The following is a 25,083-nucleotide window of genomic DNA, read 5'->3' as shown; positions in this document are numbered from 1 at the left end:
ATAATACAACTATTATGCAATCGGATGCTTTCAGATTTCAGGCACAAGAAGATTTTTCCAAGGCGCGCAATAAGGCATGGATCAATGAGATGCAGAATGTCATGCATCCCGATAAAAAACGGCTTCTCTCTCTGAACGACGTAAAAAAGATTTTAAAGCCTAAGAATGAGGTGTATGTCGGGCTTAAAACGGTTCCGATCAAAAAGATAGTCGGCAGTGAGGGGCGCTATAATGATTTTGACAACCGCTTTTTACCCCGTTCAAACGAATTGAAGCAGCGGTGGATGAATGTCGATCAAGCTCATTTATCTGACATTATATTGCCGCCTATTCAGCTGTATGAACTCGGCGGGTTGTATTTTGTCCGGGACGGGAATCACCGTGTGTCGGTGGCGAAGACGCAGGGGGTTGAGTTTATCGATGCCGAAGTGATCTCGCTGCAGAGCGAGGTGCAGCTGCCGCCGGATGTCAGACTGGACACGCTGCTCGATGCGGTTATCCGTTACGAGAAACGGGTGTTTTATAACGAAACACATTTCGGCGATCTAACCGATTATTGGGATTTGGACTTTACCGCAGCCGGCCGCTACGATGTCATCTATAATCATATCCTTGTACATAAGTATTATATGAATGAGCAGCAGCATACCGAAATTGATTTTAATGATGCGCTGGTTTCTTGGTATAAAACGGTGTATCTTCCGGTTATCGCTGTGATAGATAAATATAAGCTGCTTTCCGATTTTAAAGACCGGACGAAGAGCGATATTTATGTCTGGATTGTCAAGCATTGGGATAGCCTCAAGCAAAAGAACGGCAACGATTTCAGTCTCGATGAAGCTGTGCTGGATTTTGTTGCATTAGAGAAAACGGCAAAGGCTCAAGCTCCTTCGACACTTTCAAAGCTTAAAGCAAAGTTTTTGAAGCTTTTTAAGAAGTAGTACATGGAGGCAGGGTATACGTCAGGTATTAAACCTTTGGCACGAATAAAAACAAGGGGGGGCGGATGAGCTATGAAAGACGGATTAATACGCTATGTGCAGTTATTCACGGCTTTTTTTAAGATAGGGCTTTTTACCTTCGGCGGCGGTATGAGTATGCTGCCGATGCTGCAGAAAGAATTGGTAGAATCGAAAAAGTGGCTGACGGAAGAAGAAATCCTGAATTACTTTGCGATAGGGCAGTGTACGCCGGGAATTATTGCGGTGAACGTTGCGACGTTTTGCGGGTATAAACGTGCCGGGCTTTCGGGTGCGATTGTGAGCACGATAGGGATTGTGTGTCCTTCGTGGATTGTCATTACGCTGATAGCCGGTTCCATCTCCCGCTTTTCCGATATTGTATGGATACAACGCGCGATGAAGGGTGTCTATGTCGCCGTCGCCGCGCTGCTTGCCCGTGCGGTTTTTACTTTCGGCAAAAAGATTATTACCGACTTTGTTACCGCGGGGATTGCCGCCGGTGCGTTTCTCGCGATGTCCGTGTGGAATATTTCCGGTATCTTGATAGTGCTTGCCGCGGGTATTATCGGGTTTTGTGCGCAGATTATCCGAAACGGCAAAAGAGCTTCCAGCCGCCATAAGGAGGATAAAGAATGAGCTTGTTCGGTTTGTTTTTCCTTTTTATGTATATCGGTCTTTCTACCATCGGCGGCGGACTGGTTGCCATCAGCTTGATGCAGCAGGAGCTGGTTTCCCGATCAATTATCAGTTCGGAGCGGTTTATTGCAATGATTGCCGTTTCGGAATCGACCCCCGGTCCGATCGGCATCAATATGGCGACTTATGTAGGGTATGAGTTGTATGGTATTTGGGGCAGCCTTGTGTTGACTGCCGGAATGGTGTTGCCGTCGCTGATTGTGATTATGTTAATAGCCCGCTTTGCTCAATCGTTTCAAAATGCGGCGCCGGTTAAGAACACTATGTATGGGCTTCGGGCGGGAGCTGCGGGGATGATTGCCGCTGCGGCATGGAACGTACTTGCCGTTGCTGTATTCACATTGCCTGCCTTTTACGCTTCGCGGCAGTGGACGGAATTGGTTGACTGGAAAGCTGCAGCCGTCTTTTGCCTTTTCTTACTTGTGCAAATATTGTTTAGGCGGCTGCATCCTATCTTTTTAATTCTTGCCGGCGCTGCGGTTGGCCTTGTATTGTTTTAAAAAACAATTTGCAATCAGCTTAAGCAGATATGATAGACCATTTCCTTACAGAACAAGCCGATAAGTTTGCAATTTTTTAGAGGTTCTCTTTTATTTTATTCCGTAGGCATCGGTGATGGGCAGCACGAATAAGATTCCGTGGCCGTCTTTTTCAATATCGCTGTGGCTGCGGATGGCAGCAACGACGGGTTCAACCTGTTCGGGATCTACAATTGTTAAGACAATTTCTTTTTCGGGTTCTATTTCAATATCGAAAATCAGCTTTGTTTGATTTGCCCCCGAACCACGGGCGTGAAGGATGGTGCCTCCGCGTGCTCCCGCTTCTATGGTAGCGTCCACAACATCATTAGCTCGTCCTCTATCTACAATCGTAAAAATCGCCGACTTCATAGCTTGTATCTCCTTTTGCGTTTCCGGCGGCATTGCTCCGCTGAAATGTTTATTTGAATAGGTAATCGGAATGATGAACGCAATGCCGAAATTTTTTCTGGTTACTTTATGCCGCCGGTTCAGTTCCTCCATAATCGAGGCAAGTTTATCATGTTCTCCCATCGTCAAAATCAATTCCTTTTGGATTTGATTGATGCCGAGAAAATCGAGCAGCTTACTTTTTACGGTACCTTGAGCAAGCAGCGTTGTTGCGCCGATAAGGCCGAGTTCCCTGCCTTCGTGGATAATTTTCCGCGCTTGTCCATGCGGCACTAAAATGATCAATAATGAAAAAGCGGTCATGTCCCTTTCCTTTGTTTTAAATAAAAAAGTAATCCCAGCACTTGCAGCGAGATAACCGGCGCCAAAGCAACCGCTGCGATAATACCGAACCCGTCGATAAGTACGTTTGCACCCGGTGTTGCAGCCGCTAACCCTTGCGCAAAGGAGAGCACGAATGTCGCTGTCATCGGACCAGACGCGACCCCTCCTGCATCAAAAGCCATACCGACAAACAGCTCCGGCACAATCCACGAAAGCGCGAGGGCGACCATGTATCCCGGCAATAGAATATGCCAGAGCTGAAATGCGGGAATAAGAATCCTCAGCATCGAAAGAAACGTCGCAATACTCACGCCGAGCGCAAGGAAGATGAGTACCAGCTTTCTCGGAATATAGCCGGCGCTGACGGTTTCAATTTGCTTGGTCAATACATAAACGGCCGGCTCCGCAAGGATGACCACACAGCCGATAAAAGCCCCGATGATTAAAATGAGCGGCATATTGGCGATTTCGCCGATTTTATGCCCAATCAGGAATCCCAGATCCAAAAAGCCTGCTTTTACTCCCGCTAAAAACAACATTAAGCCGACAAAGGTGATGATCATCCCCTTAATAATTCCGCTCAAGGTGTTTTTTTTCAACCGTAATGAGAATATATCGGTGAGTAAAAAGATAACCGCGATCGGTAACAGCGACAGCATCGATTCAGAGGCTGCATGGCTCAATGATTCGGATATGGCGGTAAGAATTGATGCTCCGGCAGCAGGCTCCGAAATACTGAAGTTGTCATCAAAGGCCGGTAACTGCCGTATCAAAGTTATTGCAAGCACGCTCAAGATTGCTCCCGCCGAAACCATCCCGACAAGTCCGAATGAATCCGTTTCCGATGCGATGGAGTTTTTCTTCATGCGGGAAACACCTGCTGCTATTGCCAGAACAAAAGGTACCGTAATCGCGCCGGTTGTTGCACCCGAAGAATCAAAGGCAATCGATATGCCCTCTCGTACCGAAAAAATAGAGCAAAGCAATATTAATCCATAGGAGAAAGTAAAAACTTTATGCTGCGGGATGTGATAGACAATCGTCAATAATCCGACGGCAAGAAATACCGCGACACCGATTGAAACGATGACAATCAGCGTGGTTTGCGGGATTGCGCCCTTGGTAACTTGCATAACTTGAGCGCCGAGTATTTGCAGATCAGGTTCGGCAATTGAAATAAAAAAGCCGAGTATGAGCGCTCCGATAATAACCACCGAGATTTTATTTTTCGCGGTGATGAATTGCCCCATCACGTCGCCGATGGGCGTAATACCGATGTCTATTCCGAATAGGAATATCGTAAGTCCGAGGCAGATAAAAACAACGCCGGTCAAAAACTGAATAAAAAAAGTATAATCAACCCGCACAAAAAGGAAGTTCAAAATACAAATTAACACGGCAATGGGTAAAACTGAAAAAATAACTTCTTTAAATTTTTCAGCTAAAACATTCATAAGGGAACAAGTGCCTCCTCTTTGCGAGGGATAAGGATTAAGGCATCTCTAAAAACTCGGTTAGATTTTTAGAGATGCCAAAAAGGATGTTATTTTGTAACTTTGGTGATTTTTACGGTCCATTCGCCGCCGTATTCGATTTTATGCATGGCTGCGAAATTATCCATATTCAATGCCATCGATAAGCAATCGAGGCTATTGTAATACAGCAGCGGCTTTCCGTCGGGAACATCGCCGAAACTGTTCACATACGGCATAGAGCCGGTGTATACTTGTTTTCCGTTATTGAATACCGTTACCTGCACGACATCATTGACGGCTAATTTTAATGCTTCGGCTGTTTCACGGCTAATATTTGTCCACACATTCCCGTACTGGACATCGAGGGCAGGAATGGTTCCTAATAGTGTACCTTTGTCAAAACGGGGTTTTTCGTAAGGAAGACGGACAATCTCTTTTTTTGCGGGTCCAACCTGCTCAAAACTGATAATTCCTCCTGCGAGCCGTGCACCGGTAAAAGCGTATACATCACGTCCGTGGAAGGTGTAACTCTTTTCGGAATGTTTTCGCCGGTTTACCGCCTCATCGATTAAACGGACTTCTGCAATTCCAAGCCTGTCTGCGACAAGCGTAAGTGTTCCATTATCAGGAGTCACAATATAGTGACCTGTCTTAGTTTTTAAGACAACCGAATCACGGTCGGTACCGACACCGGGGTCAACTACCGATACAAAGACTGTGCCTGCGGGCCAGTATTCTACCGTCTGAAAGAGCCGATACGCTGCATCCCAGATATTGTAAGCAGGTATTTCGTGGGTAAGATCATACAGCGGAATCGCAGACGATTGCGTAAAAGCGACACCCTTCATTGCCGAGACCGCACCATCCTTTAGTCCGAAGTCAGTCTGAAATACCAACGGCCGGGAATTCCGGGGTGTTCCCGCGCAGCCGGAAATACCGATTGCGATTATCAGCATACCTGCTGCAGCCAAACCGCATAACCTTTTATTGCACATAAATCCTCCTATAAAACCAAGTTTTCTTTTAAAAACTTGGCCTCATCAACTGATGGACATCTTTGTCCATCAGTTGATGAGTTTTTAAAACTCATCAAAAGAAATATTTTCCTGTTTTACAGGTGTGTCGCTTCCTTCGGGAGTATTTTCTATGTTTTTCACCGCTGATGTATTTGAATTAAATTCATCGTATTTGTCATAGTCTGCTTTTAATTCTTCTACAAGCTGCAAGAGAGCCGGTTCGTCCAATACTTTTAAAACATCCCGGCATTGTGCTGGTGAAATCGCAATCCGCACTGCAGGGCAGTTAGCTTTGTCGTCTGCTTGAGTGGTCGCATTGGCAAGTATGAAGTACGGCCGTTGCGGAGTAATAAATTGATAATCAAATCGCAGAGTCGGATATGCTTCATGTGCCCCTCCGAATAGCCCCCATGTCATTAATATCTCGGTTTTTCCAAATGCTCCCTTTTTCTTTGCTCCTTCGGGAGTCAGTGTTTTATTAGCAAAGGCTGTGAGGTACTGTTCAATGGCATTCCGTAGAAGTGCACGTTCCTTCTTTTTTAAAGAAATCCAAATATTATCTCCCATCATCTTATGATGAAATTTAACAGTGTTGGTTGAGGGTTCAAAAACAAAGCTGATATCGCGCGGCAGTAAATCGTTGGAATAACGTTTTACTATATTAAGATGCAGTACACCTAACGACTGTACCGGATAGTTGCCGAGGAAGTCGGGATCGTGCTTTTTTGACGTAGAGGCACATGCACCGCTCAAAAATGCAATACCGAGCGTTGCAATCAATACACACAGGGGTATAATACGTTTCATAATAACTCCTATAAAAACTTGAGCTAAAAAACTATACCGGCAATTATGTTAGACGGCTGTTTTTAGCATATCTTTTTATCCCGAATTGTACGGAAAACATCCTCTTAATGCAAGGTCTCGTATTGCATCAATGTCAAGCGCAGCGGAGATATTCTAAAAGGCATGAGTATCATTATGGACAGCCGCTCGGAGTTTTTCCATAAACCGTTTTTTATTGACGATTGCCCGTACATGGGTACCACTGCCTATAATCCCCCGATCGTTTGAGACTTCCGCTTTAAAAGTCAAGAATTTTCCATTCTCACTGATGTCTATCAGTTCGGTATGGACATATACTTTCATCCCTTCAAGGGTTGCGGCAGTATGTTGAACATCGACTTTTACGCCGACCATCGTATATCCTTCTTCTAAAAATGGAAGTACGCTGAGCGCTGCAGTCCGCTCAATCTTTAGAACCATGTTCGGCGTCGAAAATACCTCAAGTGTGTCATCACCGTCTTGACTCGCCAACATTTCCTTTGTAACGGTAAAGCAGGTATCTCCTTTAATCCCAACTTTCATATAAACCTCCTCCAAAGATTGCTTTAACAAAACTGTTTCAGATGCTTTTCAATAAATGCCCGTAACGTAGGAATATGGCTTGTCTCAGGTTCCCTGACCGCATATAGTATCGTAACGTTACCGGTTTGCAGTTTGCTTTTAATTTTTTCGATAAAAGCCGGTACTGTAGGATTTCCTGCTAATTCTTTTGCATAAAGGGCGGAAAAATGGCTGTAATCCATGTCTCCCCTGTGATAGGCCTGCCGTATATCCGACGACGGCGTAATATCTTTTGCCCAATCTCCGAGCATTGCTTTTTCTTTTGTAATACCTCGCGGCCACAGCCGATCGGCTAATATTCTAAACCCATCCTGAGGTTCGGCAGTATCGTATATACGTTTCCAGTATAATGTTCCCATAGCAAGATCTCCCTATAAATATAATATACCAAGGTTGTTGGAGTAATACAATTCATAATTGTGAATTGTCTGGTATGTTCATCTTGAACAAGTTTAGCCCACAACGGCAAAAAAAATGCTTGAAATAGCAAGGTTTTTCATATATAATGAGATAATTGTAACGGAGAAGTTTTTGCAGCAAAGTTTATTTTGGAAAGGCGGTTTATGCTTTTCATGCGACCGATGTTCAGGATGTTGCCGCTATGATCCGGGGTTTGTGTATTTATCTCCTCGGGATCTTCAAAATTTGCAAACATGGGCATCGCTAAAACGGGCGGCATTTATCGAAAAATATTGCCGGTGGGTACTTCAAGGGGATGGATACGAGTATCTTTGCTTAAAAGAACTTCCAAATTACGATTGTATTTTATGGAATAACGGCTGTATTGCATATAATTATCGGCCTTTTCAATGTTCTTCATATCCGTTTTGGGATTATTTACTTGAAAATGAGCAGCGTTGGAATGCAAATGCCCGCAGCTGTTCGGGAATAAATCGCGGTAAATGGTATTCTGCGGAAGAGATTCAAGGTTTTCTTGATGCTGCAAAACAATTTCCTGTTATTCGACGAAGAAGAACCGGCGAAAGCAGAGATTTTACCGAAAAATAGAGGAGTGTATGCGGGTACATTTTTGGGGCGTTCGCGGCTCGATTGCAACCCCGTTGAGCGCAACGCAAATTCAAGCTAAAATTTCTGCTGTTGTTCAACGGATAACCGAAAAGGACATTACCGATCAAGATGCACGGGAGCGTTTTCTTGCTTCATTACCGCCATGGCTCTTTGGAACTATCGGCGGAAATACGACCTGCGTAGAAGTGGAAACCGAAGAGGGTAATCATATCATTTTTGATGCAGGTACCGGTATTCGTGAGTTAGGCGTTAATTTGCAAAACCGCTTTGATTATTTCGACCGGCCGCAAACCTATCACCTCTTTTTCTCTCATTTCCATTGGGATCATATCCAAGGTCTTCCTTTTTTCGGCCCGGCGTATGATTCACGCAATACTATTATTATATATAGTACCCGCCCTAAAATGCGGGAGTTTTTAGAAGAGCAGATGAAGTATCCGTACTTCCCGATTACCATGTTCGGAAAGGGCGGCTTTACTGCAAAGTTCGAGTTCCGTTGTATTGCACCGGATGAACCGTATATCCACATTGGTAATACACGGATAGGATGGCATCGTGTGCGTCATCCGGGTGGCTGTGTCGCATACTCAATCAATGATAATCAAAAAAAGATTATTTTTTCAACCGATACGGAGCTTCGCCCTCAAGATTTTGAAAAAAATGATGCTAATATCGCATTTTATAGTGATGTAGAGCTGCTGATTATCGATGCTCAGTACACAATGACCGATTCCATCGAAAAAATAGGCTGGGGGCATTCAACCTTTTCTCTCGCTATTGATTTTGCAACTTCGTGGGGAATTAAAAAATTAGCACTTTTCCATCACGAACCGACGTATAACGATAAAAAGATTCTCGCGATACAATCAAGTGCACAGCATTACTGCAACTATATAGGTACCGGTACGCTTGAAATATTCAGTGCTGTTGAAGGAACGGATCTGTACTTATGAGTGATGATCTGCCGATTTATCAATTTTCCGATTCCGAACTTAAAGCACTTGTTTCTTTTTTTAGGAAAAGTCCCCCGTTGCCCAATGAGCTGTATTCATTGAATGTTTTTGCTGAAAAGTATATTTATAGAAATCTTACCATCAGCGAAGCGGAACAGCTCTATGGTGATCGATAGTAGTCAATATATGTGATATGTGAACACACTATGAAAAAAAAATACTTTTTCTTAACGATGATTGTACCGATATGTCTCTTTCTTATTGGAGCAGCGGCTGCTGTTGTTTATACGCCTGCTTCTTTTGATACAAATCCTGCCGAACAGCTTTTTACTATTAAACGCGGTACTTCTGCACGGGCAATCGCTGCCGATTTAAAAGCGGCGGGACTCATCCGGTTTGAGTATCCGACATATCTGTATTTCCGACTTTTTAATAAACCGATTAAAGCCGGAACATATAAACTTTCTTCCGCTTGGTCGGTGCACACGCTCTGTGCCTATTTACAGGCGGGAAAACAAGAATTGATTAAGGTTACTGTGCCGGAGGGGCTGACACTCTCAAAAACGGCAGCGATTCTTGAAGACCGGCAGGTTATTGCCGCCGATGATTTCCTTGCAGCGGCAACCAATAAAGCTTTGCTGCAATCCTATGGAATTCCCGGCAGTTCTGCCGAAGGGTTTTTATTTCCCGATACCTACTTTTTTTCGTACAATGAAACGGCAGATCGGGTTATTACGGCGATGCTGGATAATTTCTTCAGCAAAACGGCCGGTATCCCTCACTTCCCCGACGATCCTGTTCAGCGGTACGAGGCGGTTATTTTGGCAAGCATTATAGAACGGGAATACCGTGTACCGGAAGAAGCCGTAAAAATTGCCGGCGTTTTTTCAAACCGGCTGCATATCGGCATGGGACTGCAATCGTGTGCTACCGTAGAATATATATTGACAGAGATTCAGCATAAACCTCACCCCGATCGTCTGTTGAATAGAGATTTGGAAATAGACCATCCGTATAATACCTATAAATGGCGGGGGCTTCCTCCGGGGCCGATTTCCAATCCGGGAATGACCGCCTTGTACGCAGCTTGTAATCCCGAAAAAAGCAGCTATCTCTACTTTCGTTTGGAAGATGCGGCGGCCGGTACACATATTTTTACTAAAAATTTAACGGAACATACAAAAGCAGGCGCAATTATTTTAAAACGGGCAGCGGGGCGCTGACCGCGATGGCAAAAATCACTACGGAAACGATCGACGCGGTCAATAATCATACGGACTTGGTGTCACTCGTCGAAAATTATACCCATTTGGAAAAGCGCGGGCATGATTGGTGGGGCTGTTGTCCCTTCCATAACGAAAAAACACCGTCTTTCCATGTTATCCCCGATAAAAAAATGTATTACTGCTTCGGTTGCGGAGCGGGCGGCCCTACCATCAAGTTTCTTATGGAAATGGAAAAGCTGTCCTTTAATGAGGCGGTAGAGGCGCTTGCGAAGCGAGCCGGTATTCCCGTTGTGTATGCGGAAGGCCGTTATAACCCCGCGCCGGAGGATTCATTGAAAGAAACACTGCTTGAATTATACAAAAGAGTGAGCGGAACCTTTCATTATTTTCTATTGCACACCCCTGAAGGAGCTCCTGCGCTGCGATATTTACAGGGGAGGGCAGTAAGTCCCGAAATGATCGAGCAGTTTAATCTCGGGTATGCGCCGGCTGATCGCCGGTGGCTCTTTAAATTTTTGCAGACAAAGGGGTATTCTGCAGAGTTTTTAGCAAAATCCGGTTTATTTTCTAAAAACTATCCCGAAGTTTCTTTTTTTTCAAACAGAATTATGTTTCCGATTTGTAACCGGCACGGTCAGCCGGTCGCTTTCGGCGGGCGGGTTCTGGAAGGCGACGGACCGAAGTACCTTAATACCGGGGATTTGCCGCAGTATAAAAAAGGCGAAACGCTTTTTGCGTTTTCGCAGGCGCTTGCGCAGATCAGAAAAGAAAAAACGGTTATTTTTTGTGAAGGCTATATGGATGTTATCGCCTTTCACCAAGCGGGTATTACCAATGCCGTTGCTCCATTAGGCACCGCTTTGACGGAAGAGCAGGTAAAGCTTATTCAGTCCTTTGCCGACACTATCATTCTTTCGTTCGATTCCGATTTTGCAGGACAGCAGGCAACATACAAGGCGATAAAGCTGTGTCGTGCCGGACATTTACAAGTACGGGTACTGATGATTAAGGGAGGGAAGGATCCTGCTGAGATACTGGCGCATAAGGGTGCCGAAAGCTTGACGGAATTGGTAAAAAATGCTATTTTAGACAGTGATTATCTTATTCAAATTGCCGTTGGGCGGTTTGATGTGGTGAGTCCCGAAGGAAAGGCTCAGGCTGCTGCCTTTCTATTCCCCTATATTGAGGTGTTGGAATCCGATATTCAAAAAGAGTCAACAATACATAAGTTTTCGGCGGACTTGGGTATAAGCTCAAAAGCGTTATTTACTGATTATATACAGTATGACCAAAAACAAGAACGGGTACCGCCTACACGAAAAAGTGAAACACAAAAGCGTACTGCGCTTAAAATGACCGCAGAGCTGAGGATCGTGCTTGCAGCAGCTGCAAATCCTCATCTCTTTAAAAAAATGCGGGCAGAGTTGACTTCCGATGATTTTGAGGATCCTGCTGCGAAGGATTTGTTTATTGTATTAGAAGAATGTTATCGCGCCGATGCAAATACGTATGACAGCTTATTAGCGCATTGTCCTTCCGAAACGTTGAGAGATGCCGTAAGCAGTGCAATTATTAAAGGTGAATTTGCAGAAAATCCTGATAAACTGGTGTATGACGGTATCTACTATATTAAACAAAATGCTTTACAGCGCCAAAAGGAGCTCATAATCCGTAAATTGCAAGCAGTGCATGAAAACGGCAGTGTTGACGATATTCAGCATGCCAATGACCTGCTGAGCGAGAAACTGCATATCGACAGAGTGCTCGCAGAATTAAAGGAAACGACATAAATGATAGATATCTCTGAAGATCCTATTGTTATAAAGTTGATTGCCCATGCAAAAGAGCGTAAAAGCTTAACGTGGGATGAACTGACCGATTTGTTGCCTGAAAAAATGACTTCGTCCGAAACGGTGATGGATGAAATTATTGATCTGCTTGAACAAGAGCAGATACAAGTGGTTGATGATGTCTCAGAAGAAGCCGATGATATGTTCGCGGATGAGCTTGATGAAGTAGAGCTTGAAAGCGAGGAGCAGCTGTTTGAAGAGGCGGAACTCGAACCCGGAAATGACTCTGAATTTTCAAAACCGGAAGAAACGCATAAAAAGCTTTTGAATAACGATAGAGAAGCAGTTGTTGACGACCCTATTAAACTCTATTTGCGTGATATCGGCAAGGAAAATTTGCTGACAGCCGAGCAGGAAGTTATCCTTTCAAAAGCGATGGAGGATGGGGAGAATATCATCAAAAATGCGATAAAGAACTCGGGTGTGCTGATTTCTGAAGTTCAAATGATCGCCCAAAAAGCTTTTGCCAAAATCAGTTCTTCAGAGAACAATAAACCGCGTAAGGAATTGAGCTATGAAGATGCTGAAAAAAAACGGCTCCGCCAATCTTATGGCGAACAATTAAAACCCATCTATTCCGATATAAAGGCTTATATCTTATTAAAAAAGAAATTATACGATAAAGAGACGCTTGCCAGTTTTTTGGATGACGAAGATCTCCAAAAAACACGGAAAAAGATTCTGAATTATTTACAAAAAATCGAGTTTCAAACCGAAGAAATCGAAAAAATTTCGGATCATTTTTTGGAGGCAGCCCGGAAGATACGGGAGTACCGTCGCCGGCGTGAAAAGAAGCAACGTCAACTCGGTATACGGGCGTACTCCGACTTGCGAAAGCTTGGGAAACGGCTCGCTATTCCGCGTGAACGGCAGAAGCTGGAAGAAGAGCTTGGTATGACGGCGAACGATATCCGCGATATTTATACGCATATTCAAACGCTCATTCGTAAAGTGCGGAAAATCGAATATGATTTTGAAGCGCCGACGGAAGATATTATCGCGCTGGCAAAAGAAATACGCCACGGTCATGCAATGTTGAAAAAGGCGAAGGATAAGCTGATCAATGCAAACCTGCGCTTGGTCGTATCGATCGCAAAAAAGTATACCAATAGGGGATTGCACTTTTTCGATCTGGTTCAAGAAGGCAATATCGGCTTGATCAAAGCGGTTGAAAAATTTGAATACCGCAAAGGGTATAAATTTTCGACATACGCGACATGGTGGATACGGCAGGCAATTACGCGTTCCATCTCCGATCAGGCGCGAACCATCCGTGTGCCGGTGCACATGATTGAACAGATCAATAAGGTTACCCGCGAGTCGCGGCAGCTGATGCAGAAGTTCGGCAGAGAGCCTACCGACGAGGAGATCGCCGCGCAGCTTGGCTGGAATGTCGAGCGGGTTAAACAGGTTAAAAATGTCGCGCGCGAGCCTATTTCGCTTGAAACACCGATAGGCGAGGAAGAAGATTCTTCGCTCGGCGATTTTATCGAAGATAAGGATGTCGAAAATCCGTCCAACTTGACAGAGTATATTCTGTTGCAGGAACAGCTGCGCGGCGTATTGTCGTGTCTGCCGTTGCGGGAGCAAGAAGTGCTTAAAATGCGGTTCGGTCTTGATGAAGGCTATGCTCTGACTTTGGAAGAAGTCGGCTTGTATTTTAACGTAACGCGCGAGCGTATCCGTCAAATTGAGGCAAAGGCATTACGCAGATTGCGGCATCCTAAACAAAGTTGCAAATTAAAAGATTATTTGGATACATAGGGGAGTGAGAGACGATGGTTACAGCGGAGATTTTTGATAAACTGCGTGAATTACAGGATATTCTTGCACGGAAGAATCAGCTTGATAGTGAGATTTCAGAGGCACCTCAACTATTGGTAAAGCAGGAAGAACTGTTGGCGCAGTATAAAACGAATTATATTAAGAAGAATACTGACGATGAAGCAATACGGCAAACCATCGGCGCATTAAAAGCAGAACTGTTTGAAACCGAACAAAAGCGTGAAAATGCCGAGAAGGGAATGGATAGTATTACCTCACAACGGGAATATGATGCTCTCGATCGTGAAATTCAAGAGGCGAGCAAAAAAGAAGCTGAGCTTCGTAAAGAAATCCTGAAAAACGAGGCAAATCATAAGCGTCTTGACGAAGAGATTAAAAATGAAGAAGCGCTGATTAAACAGCAGGAACAGGAGCTTGATGAACGGAAGGCGGTGATCGAAAAAGAAATTGCCGAAAAGAAAAACGAGCTGGCTGAACTTGCTGAAGGGGAGCAGCGGATTGCCCCCGATTTGGATAGTGATACGCTGTTTAAATTTGACCGTATTATCAAAAACAAGCAAGGTATCGGTATCGTTCCCGTTCAAGGCAATGTTTGTATGGGTTGCCACATGATCTTATCGGCTCAATTTGCTATTGAAGTACGGGAAGGAAAAAATATCATGTATTGTCCGTATTGCAGCAGAATTCTGTATTATCAGGAAAGTGATCAGGATTCCGCTGAGGATATGATCTTTGATGATATGGATATGGGTAGCTTAGCCGATTTGGATGATTCGTCCGACTATGATGAAGGGGAATCGGACAACAGCGAAGATTAATAGTGTAAGATGATAGAGAGCCGGTAACCGCCGTGATATACGGAGGAAAGTCCGGACTCCTTCGGAGATGATGCCGGTTAATGGCCGGGCGCTTGTATTGAAAAATACAGGCGACAGACAGCGCAACAGAAAATAAACCGCCGGTAAAACGGTAAGGGTGAAAAGGCGGGGTAAGAGCCCACCGCGCTTCCGGTAACGGGGCGGCACTGCAAGCCTCATCAGGAGCAAAATTGAATAGTAAAGGATATCCGATCCTTTATTTACGGGTTGATTGCGGAAATTACTGTAGTAATGCAGGAGTAAGATAGATGGTTACCCTGTTCGCAGACAGAATCCGGCTTATGGCTCTCTATTTTTTATTTATACGGATGCATTCCGTTATGAAGGATATGAATTAGAAACGTATGAAAAGGTACCACGGTAAGACACAGTATTACTCAAAACCGCATATCGGAAGATATGCCGTTCTTTTTTTGTGTATTGTGTTTATCGTTGCCGGTGCTCTTTTCTTTTTTACTGTGTATCGGGCGCGTTATTTCCGTGTGCCGTCGATGCGTACGGTATATACTCAGTGGGAAAATAAAGATTATGCGGGAGTGTACGCAAAGACCGCTCAAATTTTAGAGAAACGCCCGATGGATGGAACTGCGCTTGCACTGCACGGTTTTGCAGCGTATTACCTTTTTGCCGAACAGACCGATTTATCTGTCGGTGCGGATTATCTTACGGCAGCTATTGTGCATTTACGCAGGGCGCTTTATCTGACTAAAGATAAGGATATTCCGAAAATTGCGTATGTACTCGGGAAGGCATATTATCAACAAGGCTATTACTATGCCGATCTCGCAGTGAAGTACTTGGATGAAGCATACACAGGCGGTATTGAGGCGAGTGATTTATCGGAGTTTCGCGGTATGGCGGCTTCTGTATTGGGAGATACCGATAAGGCGATAGAAGCTTTTACCCAAGCTCTTGCGGCAAATCCTTCCGACTTTGTGCTGTATGCCGTAGCGGAAAATTATAAAAAGAAGGGTGATATACAGAATGCAAAGCTCTATCTTTTTGAAACAATTAAAAAGACCGGTAATGCCGTGCTGGAAGTGCGGTGCAGAAATCAGCTCGGTTTGCTCTTTTTAGAGGAAAATAAACCGGACGATGCGTTGGCGCAGTTCAAGCTTGTACTTGAAAAAGATGTAAATTCTGCGGATGCACATTACGGTATCGGGCTGATACATGAGATGCAGGGAGATATGATTAAGGCGCGGTATGAGTGGCGCTCTGCGATACGGCTTAATCCCATACATGCGGAAACGCGTGCAAAATTGAATATAAAATAGCATGGGCATCTCTAAAAACTTGGTTAGATTTTAGAGATGCCCGACGAGTTTAAAATTAAGTCTTTATACAATAATGACTTAATTTTAAACATCGCGGCTAAATCTAAGGAAAACCTCTAAAAACTAAAGTTTTTAGAGGTTCACAATAGGAGGAACGTTCGGGGTATGGGCTTTTTTAAAAGATTTTCTGCCGATATAGGCATTGATTTGGGAACCTGTAATACTGTCATTTATATAAAAGGGAAGGGGATTGTCGTTAATGAACCTTCGGTTGTTGCCGTAGAACGCGGAACAAAATCGGTTGTGGCGGTAGGCGCCGACGCTAAACGAATGCTGTGGAGGACGCCGGGCAACATCATCGCCATACGGCCGCTGAAAGACGGGGTTATTGCGGATAAAGATACGACGGAGAAGATGATCCGGTACTTTATTTCCAAGATTTTGCCGCGTCATAGGCTGATTAAACCGCGCGTGGTTATCGGTATTCCGAGCTGTATCACCGATGTGGAAAGCAGTGCCGTGCACGAAAGTGCGTTAAAAGCGGGAGCCGGCAGCGTCGAAGTGCTTGAAGAATCGCGTGCGGCTGCCATCGGTGCCAATATTCCGATTACCGAACCTGCCGGTAATATGGTATGCGATATCGGCGGCGGTACGACCGAAGTATCGGTTATCTCGCTGCTTGGTATGGTTGTTACCAATGCTATCCGTGTCGGCGGCGATGAATTTGATCAGGCCATCATTAAGCATATCCGTTCCGTGCATAACCTCATCATCGGTGAGCAGACTGCCGAGCGTCTTAAAATTGAAATCGGTAACGCGTTCCCGGAAAAAAACATGGAACGGGTGGAAATTAAGGGAACCGATGCAATTACCGGACTTCCCCGTCGCCTCGAAATCGATTCTGTAGAAGTGCGCGAGGCGTTGAGGGAGCCGATTACCCAGATTGTAGAAGAGATAAAAACAACGCTCGCCCAGACGCCGCCGGAACTGGCTGCCGATATCGTAGAGCGGGGGATTGTTATGACCGGCGGTGGCTCTCTGCTGAAAGGCTTACCGAAGCTCATTTCTAAAGAAACGCACGTTCCGGTCATCCTTGCCGAAAATCCCATGGACTGCGTGGCGATCGGCGCAGGTTTATACTATGACGTGTATAAGGATATGTCGGGTAACCGCAGTCTCTACGAGAGTTTAAACCGCTAATACAATGAAAAGGAAATTTTCATTTAAAATAAAGCTTGATGTTTTTTTATTAATCTTGCTGCTTATCATATCTTCGGTGTTGCTGACGTTCTCCGGCGGTCGATTTATCGTCGATTTTAAATCGGTCGGTTTTTCAGTTGCTGCCGGAACGGAAAATGCCGTGCATTCGGTATCGTCATTTGTGACGGATACGGTGTCGGCTGTACGGGAGCTTGCCGAGCTTCGTTCAAAGTATGTGGCGTTGAGCGAAAAACTTAAAGATTATGAGCTTTTGCAGCGGTCAAATGCCGACATACGCCGTGAGAACAGAGAGTTAAAGGAATTGCTCGGTTTTGCGGATACGATTATCTATAAAAATATTCCGGCGCAGGTTGTCGGATTTGATCCTGATAACCTCTATTCCGGTATTATCATTAACCGCGGAACAAAGCACGGTGTGCGTAAGAATATGCCGGTGTTGGCATTCCAGGGCAGCAATGTCGGCTTAGTAGGAAAAATCGTACAAACCGGTCGCGACAGCAGTATGATCATCCCAATATATGATTATCAGTGTTATGTTGCCGCTTCCGTTCAAACAACAAAACATCGGGGCTTGATCAACGGACAGGGTACTGCCGATCTTCCGCTTACTATGAAGTATGTACAAAAACGGGCAAAAGACGAAATCGCTATCGGTGACAGAATTCTTGCATCGGGGGAAAACAATCTATTTCCGAAAGACAGTCCTATCGGTATTGTAACCGGTATTAAGGTGCATGATTATGAAACCTACCTTGAGTTGGCGGTACAGCCGATTATCGATTTCTCACGGTTGGACTATGTGTTTGTGCTGGATTTATCGGGTTCTAATGGGGAGGCGGTACAGTGAGAAAAGTTATTCTGTGGACGATTGCAACTGCCTTTTTACTCGGTGTGTTTGAAACAGCGATTTTGTCCCATATTCAATTATTGCCGGCATTGCCGGATTTAATTTTACTTCTTGTCGTGTATATTGCGCTGTATAACGGTACTGTTCCCGGCATTACAGCAGGTTTTTTTTCCGGACTCATTTTTGATTTTCTTTCATTGGCGCCGATGGGACTCCATTCATTTGTATTTACCGTACTCGGATTTCTTTATGGTATGTTGTACGGGAAATATAATGTGCGTCGCTTCTTTTTCCCATTGATACTCGGGCTTTCGGCAACATTTTTAAAAGCTGGGATGCTATTCGTGTTACATGTACTGTTCGGACAAAGTATTCAGGTTTATAACCTGCTCGCAGCCCCCTTTTGGATTGAAGTTGCAGAAAATGCCCTCTGTGCGCCGGCATTATTTATGCTGTTAGGTTTATTTCCGAATGCGTTTGAAATAAGGGAGGCTGAGTTCCATGTATGAGCAGGATTTTCAACAAGTTGATAAACGGCTGAAATTTTTTAGTGTTTTTGTTTTCTGTATTTTAGTGATATATCTGTTTCGATTGTTTACGATGCAGATCGTTCAAGGTGATCAGTTTAGAAGACAGTCTCAGACAATATCTCAGCGTTCCGAACGTATTCCCGCACAGCGTGGAGAAATATTTGACCGTAATGCAAACGTCCCGATGGTACTTAGTACCAACACCTTTGCCGTGTCGGTAACTCCGGGAGAAATTCCGAAAAAGTCATTTTCAACGGTTATGGTGCGTCTTGCAAATATTTTGCGGATTCCCGTTGCAGAGATCGAAAAAAAATTGCCGGCGAAGCGTAATTCCTTTCAAAGTATCGAGATAAGGTCTAACCTTCCTTATGAAGTCATTACGTCTCTTGCAGAAAATATCGATGAATTGCCGGGAGTTTCGTGGCATTCAAAACCGGTGCGCAACTATGTTGAGACGGGATCGTTTTCTCATATTCTCGGCTATGTCGGTGATATAACAAAAGAAGAACTCAAGGAGTTGTATAACAAGGGCTATACGGCAAATACTTCAATCGGTAAGGCCGGTATCGAAAAATACTATGATGAGTGGTTACGCGGAGAGGACGGCAGCGAATATCGCACAGTTGACGCAAGCGGGCGGTTAATTGAGAGCAACACCGCATTTATTCCTCCTAAAATGGGAAATAATCTTATTTTAACCATCGACCGGAAAATTCAAAAGCTTGCGGAAAATGCGCTTGGTCAGCGTATCGGTGCTGCCGTAGTACTAAAGCCGGCAACAGGAGAAATCCTTGCGCTTGTTTCGTATCCATCCTTTGATTCCAATCTTTTTTTGAATGATAATGGGAATGAAATGTATGCGCAGGTCTTGCATGATCCCCGTAATCCGCTGTTGAACAGGGCGGTGAATGCAAGCTATCCTCCGGCTTCGACTTTTAAAATCGCTATGTCTACTGCAATTCTGGCGGAAAAAGCGTTTCCTCCCGAAAAAAAAGTGCAGTGTTCCGGTAAAGTAGAATACGGTAATCACTTATTCCGTTGCCATCAACGTGCCGGACACGGGTATCTTGATTTAAGGAATGCATTGGCACAGTCTTGCGATATTTATTATTGGACGGTATGCCGTGATAACCTCGGCATCGATAAGATGGTCGATTATGTCCGCGATTTCGGATACGGTAAGTCTGCCGAAATCGATTTACCGAGCCAAGCAGTTGGCCAAGTGCCTAATCCCGTATGGAAGGAACGTCAATTCCATGAAAAATGGCTTGGCGGGGATACGATGAATATGTCGATCGGACAGGGATTTATGCTTGCTTCGCCCTTACAAGTTGCAAATATGGTAGCAATGGTTGTTAACAACGGAGTAATCTATAAACCGCATTTGTTAAAAGAAGTCAGAGCACCCGGTACTAACGAACTTATATATGAAAAGAAACCGGAGATATTGCAGCAAAGTGATATTCCTCCCGATATATTCGCTCAGGTGCGGGCGGATATGCGGTACACCATTACGGATGGAACGGCTCAATACCCAATGCGTAATAAAATCGTGCAGCTTGCCGGAAAAACCGGTACTGCAGAAGTAGGCTTCTCCGATCGATGGCATTCATGGATGGTTGCTTATGGGCCTTACAATGCTCCGGCAGAAGACGCTGTTATAGTTGTTGTATTGGTTGAAGCCCAGAATAAATGGGAGTGGTGGGCACCCTATGCTACAAATATTATCTTTCAGGGTATCTTTGCGGATCAAACATATGAAGAAGCTCTTGAAGCGCTCGGCGGTAAGAGCTTTTTACCGGCTGTAAGGGTAAGGCAAGAATGAATCTGAGACATATTACTAATTTTGATTATGTACTGTTTTTAGCTGTAATCAGCTTGTCGGTTATCGGCATCCTCTTTATCTATTCTTCCGGAGTTAATTCCGATGGTATATCGATTTCGCATGAATATATTAAACAGCTCATTTGGGTTGTGTCGGGATTGATTTTACTGTTTGCGGTAGCGGTATACGATTATACTAAAATCGCCGATCGTGCTTTATTGATTTATATTATTACAATGCTCTTATTGGTGTATACAAGATTGTTCGGAAAAACCGTTAAAGGAGCACGGAGCTGGATCGGAATCGGAGATTTCGGTATACAAATTTCCGAATTTACAAAAATTATTTATATTTTATTTCTTGCTTGGTATCTATCAAGATCTCAGAATGAGCCCGAATTCCGCCGGTTTGTCAAGGCTGCGATTATTATGTTTGTACCGATGGGGTTGATACTACTGCAGCCCGATCTTGGAACGGCTTCCGTATATCTTCCCATTTTTTTAATCATGAGCTTTATAGCCGGTTTCCCGCTTCGGTATGTGTTTGGTTTATTGGGTACAACGGTCTGTACGCTCATTTTTACGCTACTGCCCCTTTGGGAACGGACTATTTTACGCAAATCTTCTTTCGCAGTTAAAGTATTAGGTAATAAAAATATTACCTTGTTGATTATTTTTTCCGTTGTCGGGGCAGGGATTATTGCTGCAATCGGATATCTTCTGTTGAAAAAGCGGTATTATTACTGGATTGGTTATGTATTGGGCATTATCGCCGTTGCTTTATCCGGTGCATTGGTTGGGAGCAGAGTATTAAAAGATTACCAGATGAAGCGTTTGATCATCTTTTTGGATCCCAATAGCGATCCGCGTGGTGCAGGTTGGCATATTCTCCAATCGATGACGGCAATCGGTTCGGGAGGGCGATCCGGTTTAGGTTTTCTAAAAGGAACGCAAAGCCATTACCGCTTTTTGCCGGAACAGAGTACCGATTTTATTTTCAGTATTCTATCGGAAGAGTGGGGGTTCCTCGGCGGACTTTTGGTCTTTGGACTTTATGCAATCATTTTTTTACGGATGATTCTTATCATTCAAAAAACAAGTGATTTATTCGGAAAACTCATTGTCTCCGGTGTTGTGGGGATGTTCTTTTTTCACTTTGTTGTCAATATTGGGATGGTGATGGGATTTATGCCGATTACCGGTATTCCGCTGTTATTTCTGTCGTATGGAGGTTCTTCTTTGTGGACCGCGATGATTGCTACAGGACTTGTAATGGGAATCAGTCTGAGACAACTGTAAAAAACTATTATGAAGCAGCTTGCAAAATCTATAATGTTGCGTTACACTGATTAAATAGGAGCCTTCGTAATGACAATACATAACCTTATGGAAGATTTCGTATACAACGAAGTGAATAAAGTTTTCGATGCTGCAAAAGAAAAGAATGAATCATGGTTTACTTGTAATTGTATGCAATGCCGTTTGGATACGGTTTGTTATGTTTTAAACCGGATTAAGCCGCGGTATACGACTTCCGGTAGAGGTATGGCGCATTTTTTGCAGATTGATCAGTCGGAAAAAAATCAGCTGCTTGCCGATGTTTCAGCGTTGGCGTTTGAAGGTATGAAAACTGTTTTGAGTACCAAGCGTTCCCATACGTCCTCTGAACAAGTCCTGCCTTCCGGTCATGTATTTAATTTTCCAACCATCACGGGGCGAGTCTTGGACGGTCAAACATTTGCTCCCGTTTCCGATTTACCTGTCGCTTTATATCTGGAAAACACCTTGGTTGCACAGATGAATCATCTGTGGGATAATCCGTATACGATTTCTCATAAGACGCCCGGCACGTATACGTTTTGGCCGTTTCCCGTACTTGCATCGGAATTAGGTGAAAAGCGTATTTTTAACTTTTATATTCATGCTGATAAGGATGGATATGATCCTATTCACTACCATTTTAAACTCGGTTTAGTGAGTGATGCAAGTGTAAAGCGGGATCTTGATGTTGAAAGCTGTCATACTTTACCCGATTTATATCTTTTTAGCAGAGTATAGGAAGCCTCTAAAGACCTCTGTTTTTTAGAGATGCCCTATAACAACTTCGTTTAGAGGTTATATATGAAATTGGTTTTTTTAGGTCCTCCGGGGGCCGGAAAGGGAACATTGGCGTTGGAGGCTGCAAAATATTACGGTATTCCTCATATTTCTACGGGATCTATGTTCCGTGTTGCTATCAAGAATCATACTCCATTAGGGGAAAAAATTCAAAAGATTATCGATTCCGGTGCGCTTGTTGATGATGAAACAACGGCTTCTTTGGTAAAAGAGCGCCTTACTCATGATGATGCGCGTAACGGTTTTATTTTAGACGGTTTCCCACGTACAATCGCACAGGCGGAAATTTTGGAAGATTTTTGCAGGCTCGATGCTGTCATCAATTTTGATATTTCGGATGAAGCAGTAATAACACGGCTGTCAGGCAGGCGGCTGTGCCCCTCATGCGGTAAGAACTTTCATATTGAGTTTATGAAACCACAGGTCGAAGGTGTTTGCGACAACTGCCGCGGTACACTGGTTATCCGCGAGGATGATAAAATAGAAGCAATTGTAAAGCGGCTTGAAACCTATCGAGAGCAAACCTTTCCTTTAATAGAGTTTTATCAAAATAAAAAATTGCTCATAACTTTGGATGCACAGCCTGCTCCGGCAGTTATTTTGGAAAACTTTGTTAAACTCTTTCCTCTCAAGCACTAAAGGATGTCGCTTTTTGAATTATACGCTTGATGACGAAATTGCCGCTATTGCGACAGCATTGGCGCCCGCAGCACTCGGTATTGTACGGACATCGGGAACTCGAAGCCTTGAGCTTATTTCCCGTTTTTTTTCCCGTCCGCAGGCCTTGTTACAGGCGCAGGGACATTCGCTTGTATACGGCTGGATACATGACGAAGGCGTAAAAATTGACGAGGTTGTCCTCTGTGTGTATCGTGCTCCGAAAAGCAATACCGGTGAAAACGCCGTTGAAATTATCTGTCACGGCGGGGCAGGTGTAGTAAAAGCGATTTATCGTCTCTGCATCAAAAACGGCTTCCGTGAAGCGGAGCGAGGCGAGTTCACCTTTCGCTCGTTTATACACGGTAAAACGGATTTAACCCGCGCGGAAGCAGTGCGGGAAATTATCGATTCAAAAACAAATACGGCGCAACAAAAGGCTGCCGGCCGGCTTTCCGGTACCGTATTCCGTGAAATTGAAACAATCAAAACAGATTTAATGACTGCACTGGCTGCTCTTGAAGTAGGAATCGAGTATCCCGAGGATGAGGAAACGATTGCAGACAGTTTTGACGAATCGCTCCTTCAAAAACCATTCTCTGCCCTGCAGCAGCTCGCCGCTTCGTGGCAAACGGAAAAAATATATCAGGCAGGTGTGCGCCTTGTGCTTGCAGGCAAAACAAACGCAGGAAAATCTTCTCTTTTTAATGCGCTGTTAAAAGAAGACCGCGCTATCGTGTCTGATATTCACGGAACAACCCGTGATTGGCTTGAAGCTGAACTCGATTTTAAAGGAATCCCCGCACATATTTTCGACACTGCCGGTCTCCGCCCTACGGAAGATACAATCGAAGCTATAGGTGTGCAGCGCAGCGTTGAACTGGCATCGGCAGCCGACATTGTGCTGTATCTGATTGACGGGACAAAGCCGCCGGCAGAAGAGGATAGTGCATTTATCGAACGGAATACCGTACCGCTGATTATCGTGCAAACCAAGGTGGATAAGGGGCAAACGGAACCATTGCCGGCGGCTTTGCAGCGGTATCCCGCCGTGAGTTTGAGCTCGAAAACGGGAGCCGGTCTCGATACGCTGATCGATACGGTTGCCGGGCTCGTTACGGCGGATACCGCGCTGCCGATGCAGGATGCAGGCATCTCGCTCGGGACGGAGCGGCAAAAGGAAGCGGTAACCGCCGCACTTGAAGCAGCACGCCATGCGCTTGAAGCAGGACGCAGCGGATATCCGCTCGATGCCGTCATTCAGGATGTGGAAGAGGCGGTGCATGCGCTCGGAAGCGTTACCGGCGAAGTGCGCTCCGATAATATCTTAGATAAAATATTCTCAGGCTTTTGCGTGGGCAAATAAGAAGGGAGTTTACAATATGAGTGTTATTTTAGAGGTAGACGGGCTAAAGAAATCCTATTTTACCAAGCCGGTATTGAACGGTATTTCTTTGGCGATAGAAGAAGGTTCGATACTCGGGTTACTTGGCCCGAACGGTTCGGGCAAAACAACTTTTTTGAAGATTATTGCAGGATTGCTTCATGCAACCTCCGGCGATGTTCGGGTGTGCGGTCAACCGATCGGCCTTGAAACAAAGCGTATGGTTTCGTTTTTACCTGACCGGAATTGCTTGTATCCGCGGATGACTGCACTCGATGTTATTCAGTTTTATCAGGATTTTTTTGATGACTTTGATCGGAATAAAGCCTTGGAATTGCTTGAATTCATGGAGCTCGAGCAAAAGCAAACAATTAAAACAATGTCGAAAGGTATGATCGAAAAGATGAATTTAACGCTCACTTTTTCGCGGGCGGCAAAGCTGTTCGTGCTTGATGAGCCGTTAGGAGGCACCGATCCTGTTGCCCGTGAAAGGATTATCAAAACGATCATTAAAACATGGACGGAAAACAGTGCAATTATCATCAGTACCCATCTGGTCACGGATGTTGAGCATGTGTTTACCGATGTCGCTTTTTTGCGCAAAGGAACAATTGCCATGCAAGGCAATGCGGAACAACTAAGGGAAGCGCATCAAAAATCGATGTATCAGTTGTATCTCGAAATTTTCGGCTAAA

26 protein-coding genes and 1 other RNA gene are annotated in these 25,083 nt (G+C 44.5%); 21 read left to right on the top strand and 6 right to left on the bottom strand.

Annotated features, from left to right (window positions below):
• The first annotated feature begins 14 nt into the window (after positions 1-14).
• From E4N65_RS06495 to E4N65_RS06485, 3 genes are all read left to right on the top strand, one after another.
• Entirely contained in the window at positions 15-941 is a 927-nt protein-coding gene (locus tag E4N65_RS06495) for a transcriptional regulator (protein ID WP_044016059.1), read from the top strand.
• Positions 942-1,013: 72 nt separating this feature from the next.
• Positions 1,014-1,598 (top strand): chromate transporter, encoded by a 585-nt coding sequence (locus tag E4N65_RS06490; protein ID WP_253672347.1) that lies wholly within the window; start codon positions 1,014-1,016, stop codon positions 1,596-1,598.
• Positions 1,595-2,158 carry a chromate transporter gene (locus E4N65_RS06485; RefSeq protein WP_253672345.1) on the top strand — a complete coding sequence of 188 codons (564 nt, stop codon included), beginning with the start codon at positions 1,595-1,597 and terminating at the stop codon, positions 2,156-2,158. The genes E4N65_RS06490 and E4N65_RS06485 overlap by 4 nt, the downstream gene beginning before the upstream one ends.
• Positions 2,159-2,248: 90 nt before the next feature.
• Here the strand turns inward: E4N65_RS06485 and E4N65_RS06480 are convergent, their stop codons facing one another.
• From E4N65_RS06480 to E4N65_RS06455, 6 genes are all read right to left on the bottom strand, one after another.
• Positions 2,249-2,890: a P-II family nitrogen regulator gene (locus E4N65_RS06480; protein ID WP_044016065.1), complete on the bottom strand. Its 642-nt coding sequence runs from the start codon at positions 2,888-2,890 to the stop codon at positions 2,249-2,251.
• Complete coding sequence (locus E4N65_RS06475) at positions 2,887-4,365, bottom strand: DUF1538 domain-containing protein (RefSeq protein ID WP_253672343.1); 1,479 nt, start codon at positions 4,363-4,365, stop codon at positions 2,887-2,889. Before E4N65_RS06475 ends, E4N65_RS06480 begins: the two co-directional genes overlap by 4 nt.
• Positions 4,366-4,454: 89 nt before the next feature.
• On the bottom strand, positions 4,455-5,381 hold the full coding sequence (locus E4N65_RS06470; RefSeq protein WP_253672341.1) for an SAM hydrolase/SAM-dependent halogenase family protein: 927 nt from the start codon (positions 5,379-5,381) through the stop codon (positions 4,455-4,457).
• Positions 5,382-5,465: 84 nt separating this feature from the next.
• Entirely contained in the window at positions 5,466-6,209 is a 744-nt protein-coding gene (locus E4N65_RS06465) for a hypothetical protein (RefSeq protein ID WP_253672339.1), read from the bottom strand.
• 153 nt (positions 6,210-6,362) lie between these two features.
• A complete protein-coding gene (locus tag E4N65_RS06460; protein WP_044016073.1) occupies positions 6,363-6,770 on the bottom strand; it encodes a thioesterase family protein in 408 nt (135 codons plus the stop codon).
• Between the two features lie 23 nt (positions 6,771-6,793).
• The gene (locus E4N65_RS06455; protein WP_044016075.1) at positions 6,794-7,168 is read right to left on the bottom strand and encodes a DUF488 domain-containing protein; all 375 of its coding nucleotides are present in this window, start codon (positions 7,166-7,168) and stop codon (positions 6,794-6,796) included.
• Positions 7,169-7,340: 172 nt separating this feature from the next.
• Here E4N65_RS06455 and E4N65_RS06450 point away from each other — a divergent pair, with 172 nt between their 5' ends.
• The 18 genes from E4N65_RS06450 (at position 7,341) to E4N65_RS06365 (ending at position 25,082) form a co-directional block, all read left to right on the top strand.
• Positions 7,341-7,817, top strand: a complete 477-nt coding sequence (locus tag E4N65_RS06450) for a YkgJ family cysteine cluster protein (protein WP_044017320.1) — start codon at positions 7,341-7,343, stop codon at positions 7,815-7,817.
• Between the two features lie 8 nt (positions 7,818-7,825).
• Positions 7,826-8,791 carry an MBL fold metallo-hydrolase gene (locus E4N65_RS06445; RefSeq protein WP_044016077.1) on the top strand — a complete coding sequence of 322 codons (966 nt, stop codon included), beginning with the start codon at positions 7,826-7,828 and terminating at the stop codon, positions 8,789-8,791.
• Positions 8,788-8,967: a hypothetical protein gene (locus E4N65_RS06440; RefSeq protein WP_044016078.1), complete on the top strand. Its 180-nt coding sequence runs from the start codon at positions 8,788-8,790 to the stop codon at positions 8,965-8,967. The genes E4N65_RS06445 and E4N65_RS06440 overlap by 4 nt, the downstream gene beginning before the upstream one ends.
• 30 nt (positions 8,968-8,997) lie before the next feature.
• Positions 8,998-10,014 carry an endolytic transglycosylase MltG gene (gene mltG / locus E4N65_RS06435; RefSeq protein ID WP_044016080.1) on the top strand — a complete coding sequence of 339 codons (1,017 nt, stop codon included), beginning with the start codon at positions 8,998-9,000 and terminating at the stop codon, positions 10,012-10,014.
• A 5-nt stretch (positions 10,015-10,019) separates the two neighbouring features.
• Positions 10,020-11,807 carry a DNA primase gene (gene dnaG / locus E4N65_RS06430; RefSeq protein ID WP_044016081.1) on the top strand — a complete coding sequence of 596 codons (1,788 nt, stop codon included), beginning with the start codon at positions 10,020-10,022 and terminating at the stop codon, positions 11,805-11,807.
• Positions 11,808-13,631, top strand: coding sequence for an RNA polymerase sigma factor RpoD (gene rpoD, locus E4N65_RS06425; protein ID WP_044016084.1), 1,824 nt, complete (start codon positions 11,808-11,810; stop codon positions 13,629-13,631).
• A 14-nt stretch (positions 13,632-13,645) separates the two neighbouring features.
• On the top strand, positions 13,646-14,470 hold the full coding sequence (locus E4N65_RS06420; RefSeq protein WP_044016086.1) for a zinc ribbon domain-containing protein: 825 nt from the start codon (positions 13,646-13,648) through the stop codon (positions 14,468-14,470).
• A 12-nt stretch (positions 14,471-14,482) separates the two neighbouring features.
• Positions 14,483-14,827: RNase P RNA component class A (gene rnpB, locus E4N65_RS06415), an RNA gene on the top strand.
• A gap of 47 nt (positions 14,828-14,874) precedes the next feature.
• Complete coding sequence (locus E4N65_RS06410) at positions 14,875-15,807, top strand: tetratricopeptide repeat protein (RefSeq protein ID WP_044016088.1); 933 nt, start codon at positions 14,875-14,877, stop codon at positions 15,805-15,807.
• A gap of 165 nt (positions 15,808-15,972) precedes the next feature.
• Complete coding sequence (locus tag E4N65_RS06405; protein WP_044016090.1) at positions 15,973-17,007, top strand: rod shape-determining protein; 1,035 nt, start codon at positions 15,973-15,975, stop codon at positions 17,005-17,007.
• Positions 17,008-17,011: 4 nt separating this feature from the next.
• On the top strand, positions 17,012-17,875 hold the full coding sequence (gene mreC / locus E4N65_RS06400; protein WP_044016092.1) for a rod shape-determining protein MreC: 864 nt from the start codon (positions 17,012-17,014) through the stop codon (positions 17,873-17,875).
• On the top strand, positions 17,872-18,384 hold the full coding sequence (gene mreD, locus E4N65_RS06395; RefSeq protein ID WP_253672337.1) for a rod shape-determining protein MreD: 513 nt from the start codon (positions 17,872-17,874) through the stop codon (positions 18,382-18,384). The genes mreC and mreD overlap by 4 nt, the downstream gene beginning before the upstream one ends.
• Positions 18,377-20,230, top strand: a complete 1,854-nt coding sequence (gene mrdA, locus E4N65_RS06390) for a penicillin-binding protein 2 (RefSeq protein WP_253672335.1) — start codon at positions 18,377-18,379, stop codon at positions 20,228-20,230. The genes mreD and mrdA overlap by 8 nt, the downstream gene beginning before the upstream one ends.
• A complete protein-coding gene (gene rodA, locus E4N65_RS06385; RefSeq protein WP_044016098.1) occupies positions 20,227-21,528 on the top strand; it encodes a rod shape-determining protein RodA in 1,302 nt (433 codons plus the stop codon). Before mrdA ends, rodA begins: the two co-directional genes overlap by 4 nt.
• A gap of 69 nt (positions 21,529-21,597) precedes the next feature.
• Entirely contained in the window at positions 21,598-22,287 is a 690-nt protein-coding gene (locus tag E4N65_RS06380; protein ID WP_253672333.1) for a late competence development ComFB family protein, read from the top strand.
• Positions 22,288-22,350: 63 nt separating this feature from the next.
• The gene (locus tag E4N65_RS06375) at positions 22,351-22,986 is read left to right on the top strand and encodes an adenylate kinase (RefSeq protein ID WP_253672331.1); all 636 of its coding nucleotides are present in this window, start codon (positions 22,351-22,353) and stop codon (positions 22,984-22,986) included.
• A 13-nt stretch (positions 22,987-22,999) separates the two neighbouring features.
• Positions 23,000-24,370, top strand: coding sequence for a tRNA uridine-5-carboxymethylaminomethyl(34) synthesis GTPase MnmE (gene mnmE, locus E4N65_RS06370; protein WP_253672329.1), 1,371 nt, complete (start codon positions 23,000-23,002; stop codon positions 24,368-24,370).
• Between the two features lie 16 nt (positions 24,371-24,386).
• Positions 24,387-25,082: an ABC transporter ATP-binding protein gene (locus tag E4N65_RS06365; RefSeq protein ID WP_253672327.1), complete on the top strand. Its 696-nt coding sequence runs from the start codon at positions 24,387-24,389 to the stop codon at positions 25,080-25,082.
• The last annotated feature ends 1 nt before the right edge of the window (position 25,083 follow it).

Source organism: Treponema sp. OMZ 855 (assembly GCF_024181145.1).
Taxonomy (GTDB): Bacteria; Spirochaetota; Spirochaetia; order Treponematales; family Treponemataceae; genus Treponema.
This window is presented reverse-complemented; position numbering and strand designations above follow the sequence as displayed.

Coding starts and splice junctions, on each gene's coding strand:
- mrdA (WP_253672335.1), top strand. CDS start 18,377: ATGTATGAGCAGGATTTTCAACAAGTTGATAAACGGCTGAAATTTTTT.
- E4N65_RS06470 (WP_253672341.1), bottom strand. CDS start 5,381: ATGTGCAATAAAAGGTTATGCGGTTTGGCTGCAGCAGGTATGCTGATA.
- E4N65_RS06365 (WP_253672327.1), top strand. CDS start 24,387: ATGAGTGTTATTTTAGAGGTAGACGGGCTAAAGAAATCCTATTTTACC.
- E4N65_RS06490 (WP_253672347.1), top strand. CDS start 1,014: ATGAAAGACGGATTAATACGCTATGTGCAGTTATTCACGGCTTTTTTT.
- E4N65_RS06480 (WP_044016065.1), bottom strand. CDS start 2,890: ATGACCGCTTTTTCATTATTGATCATTTTAGTGCCGCATGGACAAGCG.
- E4N65_RS06405 (WP_044016090.1), top strand. CDS start 15,973: ATGGGCTTTTTTAAAAGATTTTCTGCCGATATAGGCATTGATTTGGGA.
- rpoD (WP_044016084.1), top strand. CDS start 11,808: ATGATAGATATCTCTGAAGATCCTATTGTTATAAAGTTGATTGCCCAT.
- dnaG (WP_044016081.1), top strand. CDS start 10,020: ATGGCAAAAATCACTACGGAAACGATCGACGCGGTCAATAATCATACG.
- E4N65_RS06380 (WP_253672333.1), top strand. CDS start 21,598: ATGACAATACATAACCTTATGGAAGATTTCGTATACAACGAAGTGAAT.
- E4N65_RS06420 (WP_044016086.1), top strand. CDS start 13,646: ATGGTTACAGCGGAGATTTTTGATAAACTGCGTGAATTACAGGATATT.
- E4N65_RS06460 (WP_044016073.1), bottom strand. CDS start 6,770: ATGAAAGTTGGGATTAAAGGAGATACCTGCTTTACCGTTACAAAGGAA.
- E4N65_RS06465 (WP_253672339.1), bottom strand. CDS start 6,209: ATGAAACGTATTATACCCCTGTGTGTATTGATTGCAACGCTCGGTATT.
- E4N65_RS06445 (WP_044016077.1), top strand. CDS start 7,826: ATGCGGGTACATTTTTGGGGCGTTCGCGGCTCGATTGCAACCCCGTTG.
- E4N65_RS06375 (WP_253672331.1), top strand. CDS start 22,351: ATGAAATTGGTTTTTTTAGGTCCTCCGGGGGCCGGAAAGGGAACATTG.
- mreC (WP_044016092.1), top strand. CDS start 17,012: ATGAAAAGGAAATTTTCATTTAAAATAAAGCTTGATGTTTTTTTATTA.
- E4N65_RS06440 (WP_044016078.1), top strand. CDS start 8,788: ATGAGTGATGATCTGCCGATTTATCAATTTTCCGATTCCGAACTTAAA.
- E4N65_RS06485 (WP_253672345.1), top strand. CDS start 1,595: ATGAGCTTGTTCGGTTTGTTTTTCCTTTTTATGTATATCGGTCTTTCT.
- E4N65_RS06475 (WP_253672343.1), bottom strand. CDS start 4,365: ATGAATGTTTTAGCTGAAAAATTTAAAGAAGTTATTTTTTCAGTTTTA.
- mltG (WP_044016080.1), top strand. CDS start 8,998: ATGAAAAAAAAATACTTTTTCTTAACGATGATTGTACCGATATGTCTC.
- E4N65_RS06410 (WP_044016088.1), top strand. CDS start 14,875: ATGAAAAGGTACCACGGTAAGACACAGTATTACTCAAAACCGCATATC.
- rodA (WP_044016098.1), top strand. CDS start 20,227: ATGAATCTGAGACATATTACTAATTTTGATTATGTACTGTTTTTAGCT.
- E4N65_RS06495 (WP_044016059.1), top strand. CDS start 15: ATGCAATCGGATGCTTTCAGATTTCAGGCACAAGAAGATTTTTCCAAG.
- E4N65_RS06455 (WP_044016075.1), bottom strand. CDS start 7,168: ATGGGAACATTATACTGGAAACGTATATACGATACTGCCGAACCTCAG.